Annotated in this window: 17 protein-coding genes; 4 read left to right on the top strand and 13 right to left on the bottom strand. The window is 65.4% G+C overall.

Going from position 1 to position 14,134, the window contains the following annotated elements; all coding sequences use genetic code 11:
- Position 1: 1 nt before the first annotated feature.
- The 11 genes from adhP to GA0061098_RS34895 form a co-directional block, all read right to left on the bottom strand.
- Positions 2 to 1,027: an alcohol dehydrogenase AdhP gene (gene adhP / locus GA0061098_RS34945; protein WP_091965945.1), complete on the bottom strand. Its 1,026-nt coding sequence runs from the start codon at positions 1,025 to 1,027 to the stop codon at positions 2 to 4.
- A gap of 136 nt (positions 1,028 to 1,163) precedes the next feature.
- Positions 1,164 to 1,574, bottom strand: coding sequence for a DUF2000 family protein (locus GA0061098_RS34940; RefSeq protein ID WP_091965944.1), 411 nt, complete (start codon positions 1,572 to 1,574; stop codon positions 1,164 to 1,166).
- A gap of 72 nt (positions 1,575 to 1,646) precedes the next feature.
- Positions 1,647 to 2,036, bottom strand: a complete 390-nt coding sequence (locus GA0061098_RS34935) for a DUF4189 domain-containing protein (protein WP_091965943.1) — start codon at positions 2,034 to 2,036, stop codon at positions 1,647 to 1,649.
- Positions 2,037 to 2,233: 197 nt separating this feature from the next.
- On the bottom strand, positions 2,234 to 3,838 hold the full coding sequence (locus tag GA0061098_RS34930) for an NTP transferase domain-containing protein (RefSeq protein ID WP_091965942.1): 1,605 nt from the start codon (positions 3,836 to 3,838) through the stop codon (positions 2,234 to 2,236).
- Positions 3,835 to 4,536, bottom strand: a complete 702-nt coding sequence (locus tag GA0061098_RS34925; RefSeq protein WP_091965941.1) for an XdhC family protein — start codon at positions 4,534 to 4,536, stop codon at positions 3,835 to 3,837. Before GA0061098_RS34925 ends, GA0061098_RS34930 begins: the two co-directional genes overlap by 4 nt.
- 2 nt (positions 4,537 to 4,538) lie before the next feature.
- A complete protein-coding gene (locus tag GA0061098_RS34920; protein WP_007602422.1) occupies positions 4,539 to 4,862 on the bottom strand; it encodes an XdhC family protein in 324 nt (107 codons plus the stop codon).
- Between the two features lie 10 nt (positions 4,863 to 4,872).
- Positions 4,873 to 6,075 carry a vWA domain-containing protein gene (locus GA0061098_RS34915; RefSeq protein WP_091965940.1) on the bottom strand — a complete coding sequence of 401 codons (1,203 nt, stop codon included), beginning with the start codon at positions 6,073 to 6,075 and terminating at the stop codon, positions 4,873 to 4,875.
- A 119-nt stretch (positions 6,076 to 6,194) separates the two neighbouring features.
- Positions 6,195 to 7,118, bottom strand: a complete 924-nt coding sequence (locus GA0061098_RS34910) for an AAA family ATPase (protein ID WP_091965939.1) — start codon at positions 7,116 to 7,118, stop codon at positions 6,195 to 6,197.
- A 61-nt stretch (positions 7,119 to 7,179) separates the two neighbouring features.
- Complete coding sequence (locus tag GA0061098_RS34905) at positions 7,180 to 7,986, bottom strand: FAD binding domain-containing protein (RefSeq protein ID WP_091965938.1); 807 nt, start codon at positions 7,984 to 7,986, stop codon at positions 7,180 to 7,182.
- A gap of 27 nt (positions 7,987 to 8,013) precedes the next feature.
- Entirely contained in the window at positions 8,014 to 8,499 is a 486-nt protein-coding gene (locus GA0061098_RS34900) for a (2Fe-2S)-binding protein (RefSeq protein ID WP_026201687.1), read from the bottom strand.
- A gap of 134 nt (positions 8,500 to 8,633) precedes the next feature.
- On the bottom strand, positions 8,634 to 9,080 hold the full coding sequence (locus GA0061098_RS34895; protein ID WP_091965937.1) for an SRPBCC family protein: 447 nt from the start codon (positions 9,078 to 9,080) through the stop codon (positions 8,634 to 8,636).
- A gap of 173 nt (positions 9,081 to 9,253) precedes the next feature.
- Here GA0061098_RS34895 and GA0061098_RS34890 point away from each other — a divergent pair, with 173 nt between their 5' ends.
- The 3 genes from GA0061098_RS34890 (at position 9,254) to GA0061098_RS34880 (ending at position 11,960) form a co-directional block, all read left to right on the top strand.
- Entirely contained in the window at positions 9,254 to 10,609 is a 1,356-nt protein-coding gene (locus tag GA0061098_RS34890) for a 3-carboxy-cis,cis-muconate cycloisomerase (RefSeq protein WP_091965936.1), read from the top strand.
- A gap of 28 nt (positions 10,610 to 10,637) precedes the next feature.
- Positions 10,638 to 11,420 (top strand): 3-oxoadipate enol-lactonase, encoded by a 783-nt coding sequence (gene pcaD, locus GA0061098_RS34885; protein WP_091965935.1) that lies wholly within the window; start codon positions 10,638 to 10,640, stop codon positions 11,418 to 11,420.
- Positions 11,421 to 11,567: 147 nt separating this feature from the next.
- Positions 11,568 to 11,960, top strand: a complete 393-nt coding sequence (locus GA0061098_RS34880) for a carboxymuconolactone decarboxylase family protein (RefSeq protein WP_091965934.1) — start codon at positions 11,568 to 11,570, stop codon at positions 11,958 to 11,960.
- On the opposite strand, the gene GA0061098_RS34875 is transcribed toward GA0061098_RS34880, so the two are convergent.
- Both GA0061098_RS34875 and GA0061098_RS45325 read right to left on the bottom strand, forming a co-directional pair.
- Positions 11,922 to 12,458: a hypothetical protein gene (locus GA0061098_RS34875; protein ID WP_091965973.1), complete on the bottom strand. Its 537-nt coding sequence runs from the start codon at positions 12,456 to 12,458 to the stop codon at positions 11,922 to 11,924. The two genes, GA0061098_RS34880 and GA0061098_RS34875, sit on opposite strands and share 39 nt — an antisense overlap.
- Before the next feature lie 298 nt (positions 12,459 to 12,756).
- Positions 12,757 to 12,939, bottom strand: coding sequence for a hypothetical protein (locus GA0061098_RS45325; protein ID WP_018316535.1), 183 nt, complete (start codon positions 12,937 to 12,939; stop codon positions 12,757 to 12,759).
- Positions 12,940 to 13,215: 276 nt separating this feature from the next.
- Here GA0061098_RS45325 and GA0061098_RS34865 point away from each other — a divergent pair, with 276 nt between their 5' ends.
- Positions 13,216 to 14,133, top strand: coding sequence for an ABC transporter permease subunit (locus GA0061098_RS34865; protein WP_091965933.1), 918 nt, complete (start codon positions 13,216 to 13,218; stop codon positions 14,131 to 14,133).
- The last annotated feature ends 1 nt before the right edge of the window (position 14,134 follow it).

Below are 14,134 nucleotides of genomic sequence, written 5' to 3'. Positions count from 1 at the left end.
GCTAGCCGAAATCAAGCACCATGCGACCGTCGATCTTGCCGGCCTTCATCCGCTCGAAGACATCGTTGATTTGCGCGAGCGGCACCTTCGTCACCTCGGCCTTCACCTTACCGTCGGTAGCGAATGCGACGGCTTCGTCGAGGTCCCGCCTCGTGCCGACGATTGAGCCGCGCACCGTAATGCGCTTGAGCACGACGTCGAAGATCGGCGTCGGGAATTCGCCCGGCGGCAGGCCGACGAGGCTGACGGTGCCCTTACGGCGCACCATCTTCAGCGCCTGCGCGAAGGCGGCGGTCGAGACCGCCGTCACCAGCACGCCGTGGGCCCCGCCGCCGGTCGCCGCCAAGACCTGATCCACCGCGCCGGTCGCGAACGCGTTGACTGCGAGATCGGCGCCGGTCTCGCGCGCGAGCGCGAGCTTGTCCTCGGCGATGTCGACGGCGGCGACCTTGAGCCCCATCGCCTTGGCGTACTGGACCGCGACATGGCCGAGCCCGCCAACGCCTGAGATCACCACCCACTCGCCGGGCCTGGCCTCAGTCTCCTTCAATCCCTTGTAGGTGGTAACGCCGGCGCACAGAATCGGCGCGATGGCCGCGAAATCGACCGTTGCCGGCAGCTTTGCAGCGAAGGCGGCCGAGGCGATGACGTATTCGGCGAAGCCGCCGTTGACGCTGTAACCGGTGTTGTGCTGGTGCTCGCACAGGGTCTCCCAACCGGTCTCGCAATATTCACACGACATGCAGGCATCGTGCAGCCAGGCGACGCCGACGGCATCTCCCACTTTCAGATTCTTCACGCCGGACCCGAGCGCGGCGACGGTGCCGGCGGCCTCGTGGCCGGGAATGAACGGAGGAACCGGCTTCACCGGCCAGTCGCCTGAGGCTGCATGCAGATCGGTGTGACAGACGCCGCAGGCTTTCACCTTGACCAGAATCTCGCCGGGACCGGGCTGCGGCACCGGCACGTCCTCGATCACCAGTGGCTTGCCGAATTGCTTGACGATTGCGGCTTTCATGGTCGGCATCGGTCTGCTCCTGTGCACTTTGGAGCATAATAACGACGCCGCGCGGCGCTCCTTTGATGGGCGTCAAACAGCGCAAAGTTTGCGCAGGGCCCGCCCCATCATGACACCACGATGACGCCGCGCCGATGCCGGCGTGTCAGCTATGGAACTTCAGCCCGTCGACGATCTTGTCGATCACCTTGCGCTCGGCGCGCATGGCGATGCCGACGAGATTGAGATCGTTGCGCGCCACGGCCCTCACTGCCTCGCGATTGGCGGCATCGTGCGTGGTGCCGAACATGTCCTCGGTATAGACCGCCGGCTTGACGTTGCGCGCGAGCGCACGGTCCAGTGCGCGCGACAACGCCGGACCGTCGGCGCCGTAGATCAGGATCGGCTGTCCGATCAGTGCGTGATAGTTCGTGCCTGAGGCGTCTTCATAGGCATCGCCAATGCATTCCGGAAAAGCCGCGGCAATGCCGCTGGTGAGGAAGGACGCAACGTTGAGCTTCTGCCAAGCCTGAAGATCGGTGCGGATCACAACCGCGATCTTGGTGTCGAACTGCATCTGTTCCTTCCACTGTCATTCCTGAGTTCCGGGGTGATGCTATGCATCGCCCCGGAATGACAGCAAGAGGAATCAACCCTTGGCGTCGCAGGCCCAGGCGCGGATCACGCATTCCTTGCCACCGTATTTGTAGCATTCGCGCGTGGCGGCGTTGAGCGAGGCCGAGATCTTCGGCTTGACGGCATAACCATACGCACCGCAGGGGTTGGCGAGATCGACCGACATCGCGGCGCAGGCGCGCTTCATCGTCACGGTCGTGCAATCGCCCTTGCACTGCTTCTGCGCAGCGGCACGCGCCTCGTGCTCGTGGCCGTAATCAAAAGCCTGGCCATAAGCGCCGCATTTGCCGACTGCAATCGCGCCGGCGGCATGGGCTTCGGTGATGTAGCGGGCGCCCGTGAGGGCAACAGACAAGACAAAGCAAAACATCGCGCAACGGCGCGCGACGACGTTCGAAGCCATGGAAAATCCCCTCCCCCCAAGGCAGGTGGAGGCGACTCTAAGCGGCGGTCGTTTCCAGATGGTGAACGGGTGGTTGAAATCGAACCGAATAGGAGGTGCCGTAGGGTGGGCAAAGCGAAGCGTGCCCACGATTTGTAGATTGCGGGGGAGACATCGTGGGCACGGCGCTATGCGCCTTTGCCCACCCTACGGCACCTTTATCCCCGCCTTGCCGCTTCCAAGGCCTGCGGCGTGTCGATATCGAGGAAGGCACTCTCGCCATCGACCGGTACTTCGGCAACCGCCTCGGTGTGCTTGGCGATCAGATGCCGCGCGCCGACGTCGCCGTCGAGCGTCATCAACTCCCTGAAGAAGCGGCGCGACCACAGCACGGGATTGCCGCGGCGGCCCTCGCTCACGGGCACGACGATGAGATTGCCTCGGTCGGGCGCAAAGCCGTCGATGAGACGGTCGATCAGGCCGGCATCGATCAGCGGCATGTCGCCCAGGCACACCACGGCGCCGTCGCAAGCTTCAGGGACGGCAGCGATGCCGGCCTTGACCGAGCTGGCGATCCCGCCGGCGAAATCCGGATTCTTGACGAACCGCACCTTCAGGCCCTGCAGCGCCTGCTCCACCAGCTCGGTCTGGTGGCCGGTGACCACGATCACCTCGGATGCCCTGGAGGCCAGCGCCTGCTCGGTCGCGATCCGCACCAGCTTCTTGCCGTCGAGTTCGGCGAGCAGCTTGTTCGGCCCGCCCATCCGGGTCGAACGGCCCGCAGCGAGCACGATGGCGGCGACCTGGCTGTTGCCCTCGGTCTCGGGCTGTGCGCGCGGCTGCGGCCGCGTCACGATCTCCATCAGGAGGCCGCCAACGCCCATGCCCATCAGCTCGGAGCGCGTCACCTTGATGCCGGCGAGGAGCCGCATCAAGACCCAGTCAAAACCGTTCTCGACCGGCGAGCGCGCACAGCCCGGTGCGCCCAGCACCGGAACGTCGCCGGCCCGCGCGATCAGCAAGAGATTGCCGGGGTCGACCGGCATGCCGAAATGCTCGATCTCGCCGCCGATCCCCGTGACTGCCGCCGGAATCACGTCGCGGCGATCGGCGATCGCGGAGGCCCCGAACACGATGACGAGCTCGGCCCCCAAGCCGAGCAATTCCTTGATCGCCGCCGACAGCGCGGCTTCGTCGTGCTGGACCCGCCGCTCGGCGATGATGCTGGCACCGGCGGGTGCGAGCCGCTCGGCCGTGACGCGCAGCGTCTTGTCGATCACCTTGGATGAGAGGCCCGGCAGCAGCGTCGAGACCACGCCGACGCGCTGGATCACGTAAGGCGCGATCTTCAGCACGTCCTTGCCTGCGGCCTTCACCGCGGCATCGCGCAAACTGCCTTCGACGCCGAACGGGATGATCTTGACGGTGCCGACCATCTCGCCCTCGACCACCGGCTTGTAAGCGGTGAGCGTCGCAAAGGTGATGGCCTCGTCGATGTTGTTGATGCGGTCGACCGCGGCGCGGTCGATCACCAGCACGCCCGGACGTGCGGCGAACAGATTGGCGCGGCCGGTGAAGGCGCGCTCGACATGAATGCCCTCGCCGCCGACGGCCAGCGCAATACCGGCGGCCGCAACGTCCTCGGAGACGTCGCCCGCCTCCATGCGCACCACGACGATGTCCTTGATGCCGGCCCGCGTGAGCTGCTCGACCTCGGCAGGCCCGATCGTCGTGCCCTTCTTCAGCACCAGCGGTCCCTGGCGCAGGGTGTGGACGGTCACCCCGCCGATTGCATCCTTGGGGCTCGCCGGGCCGAACTTCATGCCGCTTCTTCTTTTTCCTTGGGAGGCAGGCGGAGCACCGCTGTGATCTCCGCCATGATCGACACCGCGATCTCGGACGGGGAGACCGCACCGATCGCAAGTCCAATGGGCGCGTGGATGCGCGCGATGTCGCTTTCCTTGGCGCCCTGCGCCCGCAGCCGGTCGCCGCGCTTGGCGTGCGTCTTCCGCGAGCCGAGCGCGCCGATATAGAAGCAGCCGCGCTCGAAGGCGTGCAGCAGCGCGGGATCGTCGATCTTGGGATCGTGCGTCACCGCAACGAAGGCCGTGTAGGCATCGACATTGAGCGGCGGCAGCGCGGTGTCGGGCCATTCGGCAACCAGCGGAACGTCGGGAAAGCGCTCCGGGCTGGCGAACGCCGTGCGCGGATCCACGACGGTCACGTCGTAGCCGAGCGAGCGCGCCAGCGGCGCCAAGGCCTGGCTGATATGGACCGCGCCGACGATGACGAGTTTTGCAGTCGGTGCGTAGACGTTGAGGAACAGCTTCTTGCCGCCGGCCTCGACATTGGCGCTCTTGCCCATGCGGAGTTGCTTATCGAGTTCGGCGCGCAAGGGATCTTTTGCAAAATCCTTCGCCTTCACCAGGCGCTGCTCGCCGCCCTCGGTGTCGGTCACCAGGATCACCGGCCGGCGCGCGGCGCGCTCGGCATTGAGTTCGTGCAGGATTGCGAGCTTCACAGCTAACCGACTTTCTCGACGAAGACGCGGATGGTGCCGCCGCAGGACAGCCCGACGTTCCAGGCGGTCTCGTCGGCGACGCCGAACTCCAGCATCCTCGGTTTGCCGCTCTGGATCACGTCCATGGCCTCGGTGACCACGGCGCCCTCGACGCAGCCGCCGGAGACCGAGCCCAGGAATGTACCCTCGTCGTTGATGACGAGGCTGGAGCCCGCCGGGCGCGGCGCCGAGCCCCAGGTCTCCACCACGGTGGCGAGCGCGACACCACGGCCGGCCTTCTGCCAGTCCTCCGCCGCCTTCAGAATATCCTCGTCGCGATCGAGCATGGGGTGCCTCTCAAGCTGCGGAGCGGATCAGGCTGCGGTGATGCGGCGGCAGCGGCCGGGAGAGCGTCGTGATCAGCTCCTGGATCGAACTCAAATTATGTACCGGGCGGAATTCGTCAACGTGCGGGAGCATCATTTTGATGCCTTGGGCCTTGGCCTCGAAGCCGCCGAACCGCAGCAGCGGGTTGAGCCAGATCAGCCGCCGGCACGAGCGGTGCAGCCGGTCCATCTCGAAGGCGAGCCTGGAATCCGCCTCCCGCTCCAGCCCGTCGGAGATCAGGAGCACGATGGCGCCCTGGCTCAGCACGCGCCGCGCCCACAATTTGTTGAAGTTGTGCAGCGAGGCCGAGATCCGCGTGCCGCCAGCCCAGTCCTCGACCGAGGCCGAGCAGCTCGCCAGCGCCTCGTCGGGATCGCGTTGGCGCAGCGCGCGGGTGACGTTGGTCAGCCGGGTGCCGAACAGGAACACCGAGACGCGCTTGCGCGCATCGCCGATGGCATGGAGGAAATGCAGGAACAGGCGGGTGTACTCGTTCATCGAGCCCGAGATATCGAGCAGCGCCACGATCGGCGCCGGCTTCTCGATCCGCCCGAGGCGATGGATGTCGATGATGTCGCCGCCGGTGCGCAAGGAGGCGCGCAGCGTGCGGCGGAGGTCAAGGCGAAGCCCGCGCGCATCAGGCCGGTGCCGGCGGGTCAGAAGCTCGGCCTGCGGCAGATGCATCCGCTCGACCGCACGCAGCGCCTCGCTGATCTCGGCGGCGCTCATCTGCGCAAAATCCTTCTTCTGAAGGATCTCCCTGTCGGACACCGACAGGCGCAGATCCTGCTCCTGGTGCTGCGGCGTCTCGGTCATGCGCGGCTGCGACATCGCCTCCTGCACGCGGCGGGAGCCCGCCTGCGGCTTCTTCTTGGCCTCGTCCGGCAGCGGCACCGAATCCAGCATGTGCTTCCACTCTTCCGAGGCGCGGAAGAACAGGTTGAAGGCCTGCTTGAAGATCAGCGCGTGCTCATGACGCTTGACGAAAATCGCCTCCAGCGTGGTGAAGACGTCGGCGCGGTTGCCGATGTCGATCACCTGGAGCGCGCTCATGGCGTCGATGACAGCGCCCGGCCCGACCGGCATGCCCGCAGAGCGCAGCGCGCGGGCGAACCCGACGATGTTGTCGGCGAATTGCTCGGTCTGCTCGGGGGCAAGGTGGTTGATGGCCATGGTGTATCGCCCTTGCCGTCATTCCGGGCACGCGAAGCGTGAACCCGGAATCTCGAGGTTCTCAGGTGCGCAATTGCGCACCATAGTTCGATACTACGTATCGCGCGGGAACGACCCAACTAATTCTCGCTCGTCGCTTCCTTCAGCACCTTCTGCAGGGTGTCGCCCTGCATGCGGGTGATGTCGTCCTGGTACTTGAGCAGCGCGCCCAGCGTGTCGCCGACCACTTGCGGGGTCAGCGAGCGGGCATCTAACTCCGACAGTGCGGTGGCCCAGTCGATGGTCTCGGCGACGCCCGGCGACTTGTAGAAGTCCTGGTTGCGCAAGGCCTGGACGAAGCGCACGACCTGCTGCGACAGCTTTGCGGAGATGCCGGGCACCCGCGTCTTGACGATCGCGAGCTCGCGCTCGGCGGCGGGATAATCGACCCAGTGATAGAGACAGCGCCGCTTCAGCGCGTCGTGGATTTCGCGGGTGCGGTTGGAGGTGATGATGACGATCGGCGGGGCCGGCGCCTTCACCGTGCCGAACTCCGGGATCGTCACCTGGAAGTCACTGAGGATTTCGAGGAGGTATGCCTCGAACGCCTCGTCGGCGCGATCGAGCTCGTCGATCAGCAGCACCGGTGGTCCCGCAACGTCGGGCTCCAGCGCCTGGAGCAGCGGCCGCTTGATCATGTAACGGTCGGCGAAGATGTCGCTCGAGAGCTGGTCGCGATCGGTGTCGCCGGCGGCTTCCGCCATCCGGATCGCGATCATCTGCGCGGCGCTGTTCCACTCGTAGACTGCGGAGGAGACGTCGAGGCCTTCGTAGCACTGCAGGCGGATCAGCTTCCGCCCGAGCGCAGCGGACAGGACCTTGGCGATCTCGGTCTTGCCGACGCCGGCCTCGCCTTCCAGGAACAGCGGCCGGCCCATGCGCAGCGAGAGATACGTCACCGTCGCCAGCGACCGCTCCGCGAGATAGCCGCGCGACGTCAGGAGTTCGAGCATCGCATCGACCGATGCCGGCAAGGCCCCGGAACTATTGGCCGCTGAAGTCATGAAAAAGCCAGTCTCGCTACGCCCTCACCGGGACAAGTTTGGGCCGAGGCGTGAGGTCACCTCACTCCTTGGCGTTGGCGGCGTCGACGGCGCGCCGGGTCAGCACGCCGATGAGGTGCGCGCGGTATTCGGCGCTGCCGTGGATATCGCTGTTGAGGCCCTCGGCCGGCACCTCGATGCCGTCAAGCGCCTTCGCGGCGAAGCGCTTCTTCAGGGCTTCCTCGAACGCAGTGACACGGAACACGCCTTCGGAGCCGGCGCCGGTGACGGCGACCCGCACGTCGGACGGACGCCGTGCCACGAACACGCCAACCAGCGCATAGCGCGAGGCCTGGTTGCGGAACTTGACGTAGGCCGCCTTCTTCGGCAGCGGGAACATCACCTTGGTGATGATCTCGTCGGCTTCCAGCGCGGTCGAGAACAGGCCCTGGAAATACTCTTCGGCCTTGAGGCGCCGCTTGTTGGTGACGATGGTCGCGCCCAGCGCGAGCACGGCGGCCGGATAGTCCGCGGTCGGGTCGTTGTTGGCGAGCGAGCCGCCGATCGTGCCCTTGTGACGTACGGCGGGATCACCGATTCCGCCGGCAAGATTCGCGAGCGCCGGAATCGCCTCGCCGACGATGGCGGAGGTCGCGACCTCGGCGTGCTTGGCGGTGGCGCCGATCACCAGCGAACGGCCCTTCATCTCGATCGTATTGAGCCTCTCGATGTGGGAGAGGTCGACCAGATGCGGAGGGCTGGCGAGGCGCTGCTTCATGACGGGAATCAGCGTGTGACCGCCGGCGATCACCTTGGCGTCTTCGTTCTTCACCAGGAGGTTGGCGGCCTGCCGAACGGTCCCGGGGCGATAATATTTGAATTCGTACATCTGAATGTCCTGATCGCGGGATGCGCGTTACGCGAGGTCGGATTTCGCCATCGCCTTGGCGCCGGCGGAGATCGAGGCGACGATGTTCTGGTAGCCGGTGCAGCGGCAGAGATTGCCTTCTAATTCTTCCCGGATCGTATGGTCGTCGAGCTCGTTGCCCTTGCGGTGCACGATGTCGATCGCGGTCATGATCATGCCCGGCGTGCAGAAGCCGCATTGCAGGCCATGGTGCTCGCGAAAGGCCTCCTGCATCGGATGCAGCGGCGCGCCGTCTGCGGCCAGCCCCTCGATCGTCTTGACCTCGTGGCCGTCGGCCATCACCGCAAGCGTGGTGCAGGATTTCACGGCCTTGCCGTCGACATGCACGACACAAGCGCCGCACTGCGAGGTGTCGCAGCCGACATGGGTGCCGGTCAGGCGCAGATTCTCGCGCAAAAACTGCACCAGGAGGGTGCGGGGATCGACGTTGGCGGTGACTGGATTGCCGTTCACGATGAGGGAGATTTTTGCCATAAGCACTCTCTATCAGCGCCCCGACGGGTCCCGTCGAAGCGGTTCTTATAATTATTCCAACCCATCATATGGGCCATTATGCCCCGGGGCAATATCGCCCGGGACGCAAGGTGCCATGCCGAAGGCGATGACCTTCAGCCCTGTACCGCCTTGGCGAAGTTCGCGAAAAATTCGTCGGCGAGTTTCTTGGCGGCGCCGTTGATAAGGCGCTGGCCGAGCTGCGCCAACTTGCCGCCGATCTGCGCCTCGACATCGTAGGACAGCAGCGTGCCGCCGTCCTTCTCCGCCAGCTTGACCACCGCGCCACCCTTGGCGAAGCCGGCGACCCCGCCCTCGCCCTCGCCCGAGATCTTGTAGCCGTTCGGCGGGTCGAGATCGGAGAGCGTGACCTTGCCCTTGAAGCGTGCCGACACCGGGCCGACCTTCATTTTCGCCGTGGCGCGAAAGCCGCCGTCGTCGGTCCTCTCGAGCTCCTCGCAGCCGGGGATGCAGGCCTTCAGCACCTCGGGATCATTGAGCTTGGCCCACACGGCCTCGCGCGGCGCCGCAAGCTGGACTTCGCCGTTCATCGTCATGGCCATGAGGGTGCCTCCCGGATCGCGTAACTTATAGTGCTGATCAAGTAACGCAGGGACGCGGCAAAGGAAAGGGCGGCGCCCGGTCAAGTGCAATGCATATTCGCAACTGCAAAAAGACGTGTGCGGGCGGTTGGGGATTGGCACAGCCGGGCCATGATGATTAGGTCGCGCGCAATATGAGCACATCCCTCTCCCCCCTGCTCGCACCGATGCTGTCGAGCGCCGCCATGCGCGCGGTCTGCGATGACCGCTCGACCCTGCAGAACATGCTCGATTTCGAGGCAGCCCTGGCACGCGCGGAGGCCGCCACGGATGTGATTCCAGCCTCTGCGGTGGGCTCGATCGAGGCCGCATGCAAGGCCGATTCCTTTGACGTGGCGGCGCTGGCCGAGGCCGCAACGCGATCGGGTAATCTGGCGATTCCCCTGGTCAAGATGCTGACAGCCAATGTCGGCAGGGCCGACACCGAGGCCGCGCGCTACGTGCATTGGGGCGCCACCAGCCAGGATGTCATCGACACCGCGACCATGCTCACGCTTCGCGCCGGCCTCGATGCGCTGGACGCCGACCTCAGCCGCGCCATCAAGGGTTTTGCCGCGCTGGCACGGACCCATCGCAACACTGCGATGGTGGCTCGGACCTGGCTGCAGCACGCGCTGCCGATGCCGTTGGGCCTGAAAGCCGCCGAATATGCCGCAGGCCTCGCCCGCGCCCGCTGCCGCCTGCGGCGGCTCTCCCGCGAGGGCCTCGCGCTGCAATTCGGCGGTGCGGCCGGCACGCTCGCGGCCCTCGGCGACAAGGGGCTTGCCGTGGCGGAACGTCTCGCGCAGGAGCTGAACCTGCCGCTGCCGGAAGCGCCCTGGCACACCCACCGCGACCGCATCGCGGAGGCCGCTTCGGCTTTCGCTATTCTGGCTGGAACCTGCGGCAAGATCGCGCGCGACGTTTCGCTGATGATGCAGACCGACGTCGCGGAGGCCTTCGAGCCCGCCGGCGAAGGCCGCGGCGGCTCCTCGACGATGCCGCACAAGCGCAACCCCGTCGCCGCCGCAAGCGCGCTGGGCGCCGCCACCATGGCCCCGCAGCTCGCCGCGACGATATTTGCCGCGCAGGTGCAGGACCACGAGCGCAGCGCAGGCCCCTGGCACGCGGAATGGCCGACCTTGCCGCAATTGATGCTGGTCGCCTCAGGCGCGCTGGCCGCCATCGTCGACATCGCCGAGGGCCTCGACGTCGACGCTGCGCGCATGCGCAGCAATCTCGATGCGACGCACGGACTGATCATGGCGGAAGCCGTCACCTTTGCGCTGGCCGACAAGATCGGCAAGAGCGATGCGCATCATCTCATCGAGGCCGCCAGCAAGCGCGCGGTCGCCGAGAAGAAGCATCTGCGCGAGGTGCTGTCGGCTGATTCGCAGATCACTGCGCATCTTTCGCCGGAAAAAATTGCGGCATTGTTCGAGCCGATGGCCTATCAAGGGGCTTCCCAAGCCTTGATCGACCGGCTGCTCGACAGCCTCGACCGCGAATAAGAACCGCAGAATACGACGGAGACGCCGCATGCCCATGATCGATGCCGACGGTTGCCTGCTCAACGTCTCCGTCGAGGGCCGCGACGGCGGGCCGACGCTGATGCTCTCCAACTCGCTCGGCTGCACGCTGCAGATGTGGGAGCCTCAGATGAAGGCGCTGACGCAGGTGTTCCGCGTCATCCGCTACGACCGCCGCGGCCACGGCAAGTCCAACGTTCCGCCCGGCCCCTACACGATGGAGCGGTTCGGCCGCGACGTGCTCGCGATCCTCGACGACCTCAACATCGAGAAGGTGCATTGGTGCGGCCTTTCGATGGGCGGCATGGTCGGGCAATGGCTCGGCGCCAACGCGCCGGAGCGCTTCGGCAAGCTCATCCTCGCCAACACCTCCTGCTACTATGCCGAGCCGACCAAATGGCTGGAGCGCATCGACGCCGTGAAGAAGGGCGGCATCGCCGCGGTCGCCGATGCCGTGATCGCGGGATGGCTGACGCAGGACTTCCGCGAGCGCGAGCCTGAGATCACCGCGAGGATGAAGTCGATGCTGCTCGCCTCCCCCGTCGAAGGCTACCTCGCCTGCTGCGAGGCGCTGTCGACGCTCGACCAGCGCGCGCTGCTGCCTGACATCAAGAGCCAGACATTGGTGATCGCCGGCCGCCACGACATGGCGACGCCGATCTCGGCGGGCGAGTTGATCCGCTCGAATATTCCGGGCGCAAGCATGACCATCATCGACGCCGCGCATATTTCCAACGTCGAGCAGCCGCATGCCTTCACCGACGCGGTGGTGGGATTTTTGACGCAGCGTTGATCGCCCCCATCGTCATTCCGGGGCGATGCGGAGCATCGAACTATGGTGCGCAATTGCGCACCTGAGAATCCCGATCGGCATTCACAACCTCGAGATTCCGGGTTCGCCTCTTCGAGGCGCCCCGGAATGACTCACCGGAGAAACACCATGGACGACCAGAAGCGCCGCGATGCCGGCATGAACGTGCGACGGAAGGTGCTGGGCAATGCCTGGGTCGACAAGTCGATCGCGAACCGCAATTCGTTCAACACCGACTTCCAGGACATGATCACCCGCTACGCCTGGGGCGAGATCTGGACGCGTCCGCATTTCGACGAGCGCACGCGGCGTGTGCTGGTGATCGGCACCATGGTCGCGCTCGGGCAATGGGACGAGTTTCGCCTGCATGTGCGTGCGGCGCTCGCGGAGGGAGGCTTCACTCCCGACGACATCAAGGAAATCCTGCTGCAGCAGGCGATCTATTGCGGCGTGCCGGCGGCGAACCACGCCGTCAAGGAAGCCTCAGCGATTGTGCAGGAGCTCGGCCTGCTCAAGACCTAGCGACGCAGGGATCTCGACAGGGGTCTCGACGATCTGCGGAGCAGCCTCGGGCCGCTCGATCAGGATCACGATGGCAGCACCGAGCAGCAGCAGCAGCTCGGTGGCGTGCAGCCGGAGCGCGGCCATCTCGCCGACCTTCGAAGCCATCACCATGCTGGCAAACGAGATCAGGCTGCCGATCGCCAGCGCAATCCCGAGCGCCTCATCGCTGCCGCCGGACTTGCGGGTTCGGGGGACGCAGAGCAGAGCGAGATAGATCGCAAAGAACGCGACCACGGTGAGACGGCCCAGCGCAAGCAGCCAGGCCGCGCGCACCGTGCTCATCCCTGCCATCTGGAGATGGTCGCTGAGGAACAGCGCGACGGCGACGCTCGGCCGCTCGTAGAGGCCATGCACCGGTGCGACGATGATGTTGAAGGCGACGATGGTCCAGGCCGGAATGAAATAGGCCGCCAGCAGCGCGCCGTTGACCGAGCCGATCCGCCAATTCCTGAACATGCCGCTTCCCGCTTCGTCGACCACGCGCCTTCCGCTGGGAAGGCTTTGCCGGGAGCTAACTCGCATCAGACTGTGGCGGCAATTTAAACCCTTTGTTTACCTTAACTGCCCTGCCCCCGTCATTCCGGGGCAATGCGCAGCATTGAGCTATGGTGCGCAATTGCGCATCTGAGAATCTCGAGATTCCGGGCCTGGTGCCAACGCGCCATCCCGGAATGACGCGGCAAGCAACTGCCCAAAAAAGACCCCGCCTTGCGGCGGGGCCCTCCTCAATACCCTTCGTTCTCGGGCTCCCAAATTACTTGTCCTGCTGGCCGCCCTGCTGCTGGCCGGGGCGATCGCCCTGGCGCATCGGATCGTTCTGCTGCTGCTGTCCGGGTTTCTGACCGCCGCCCTGCTGCTGGCCCGGCTGCTGACCTGGGCGCTGCTGGCCGGGGTTCTGACTCTGCTGACCCGGATTCTGGTTCTGCTGCTTCGTCATTCGGGGAACTCCCTTGTTGGACGTCAGAGGCGAGATAACGGCCGGCATCCGCTTTGGTTGCCCGAGGAACCCGGTTCCTCGCAGTTGCGGAACCGACGGCTAAATGAGCTCTGTACAAGACCTTCTGTCGAAGCGTGAGCTGTTGCAGCCGCCAGTTCCCTCCTGTTACAAATCCGGAAGAATGCTTAGGGGCTGCCGGGGCCCAAGAAACGGCCCAAGAAACCCACTCTCCTAAGAGCTCCCTTTGAGCCCGCGTCAGGTTTGGTACGGCAGCCCATGGATTATTTCGCCCAGCAGCTCATCAACGGTCTCGTTCTGGGCTCGATCTACGGCCTGATCGCCATCGGCTACACGATGGTCTACGGCATCGTCGGCATGATCAACTTCGCCCATGGCGACGTCTTCATGATCGGCGGCTTCATCGCCCTGATCACCTTCCTGATCCTGATCTCGTTCGGACTGACCACGATCCCGCTGATCCTGCTGGTCGTGCTGCTGGTCTCGATGGCGATCACCGCGCTCTATGGCTGGACCATCGAACGCATCGCCTACCGGCCGCTTCGCCATTCCTTCCGCCTCGCCCCGATGCTGTCGGCGATCGGCATGTCCTTCGTGCTGACCAACTATTCGCAGGTTGCGCAGGGCGCGCGCGTCAAGCCGATCCCGCCCTTCATCACCGGCGGCTACACCCTGCACGAGAGCACGGACGGCTTCGTGATCCAGCTCTCCAACATCCAGATCATGGTGGTGGTCACCACTATCGTGCTGCTGGCGATCTTCACCTGGCTGGTATCGCGCACCCGGCTCGGACGCGACATGCGCGCCTGCGAGCAGGACCAGACCATGGCGGCGCTGCTCGGCGTCGACGTCGACCGCACCATCTCCATGACCTTCGTGATCGGTGCCGCGCTCGCCGCGGTCGCGGGCCTGATGTACCTGCTCTATTACGGCCTCGTCGATTTCTTCATGGGCTTCGTCGCCGGAATCAAGGCGTTCACCGCTGCCGTGCTCGGCGGCATCGGCTCGCTGCCGGGGGCCATGCTCGGCGGCCTCGCGATCGGCCTGATCGAGACGTTCTGGTCGGCCTATTTCTCGGTCGAGTACAAGGACGTCGCAGCGTTCTCGATCCTGATCGTGGTGCTGATCTTCATGCCGACCGGCCTGCTCGGCCGTCCCGAAGTCGAAAAAGTCTGAC

The sequence above is a fragment of the Bradyrhizobium shewense genome (assembly GCF_900094605.1).
GTDB classification, from domain to species: domain Bacteria; phylum Pseudomonadota; class Alphaproteobacteria; order Rhizobiales; family Xanthobacteraceae; genus Bradyrhizobium; species Bradyrhizobium shewense.
The sequence above is the reverse complement of the archived record's forward strand: the minus strand, read 5'-3'. Positions and strand labels throughout refer to the sequence as shown.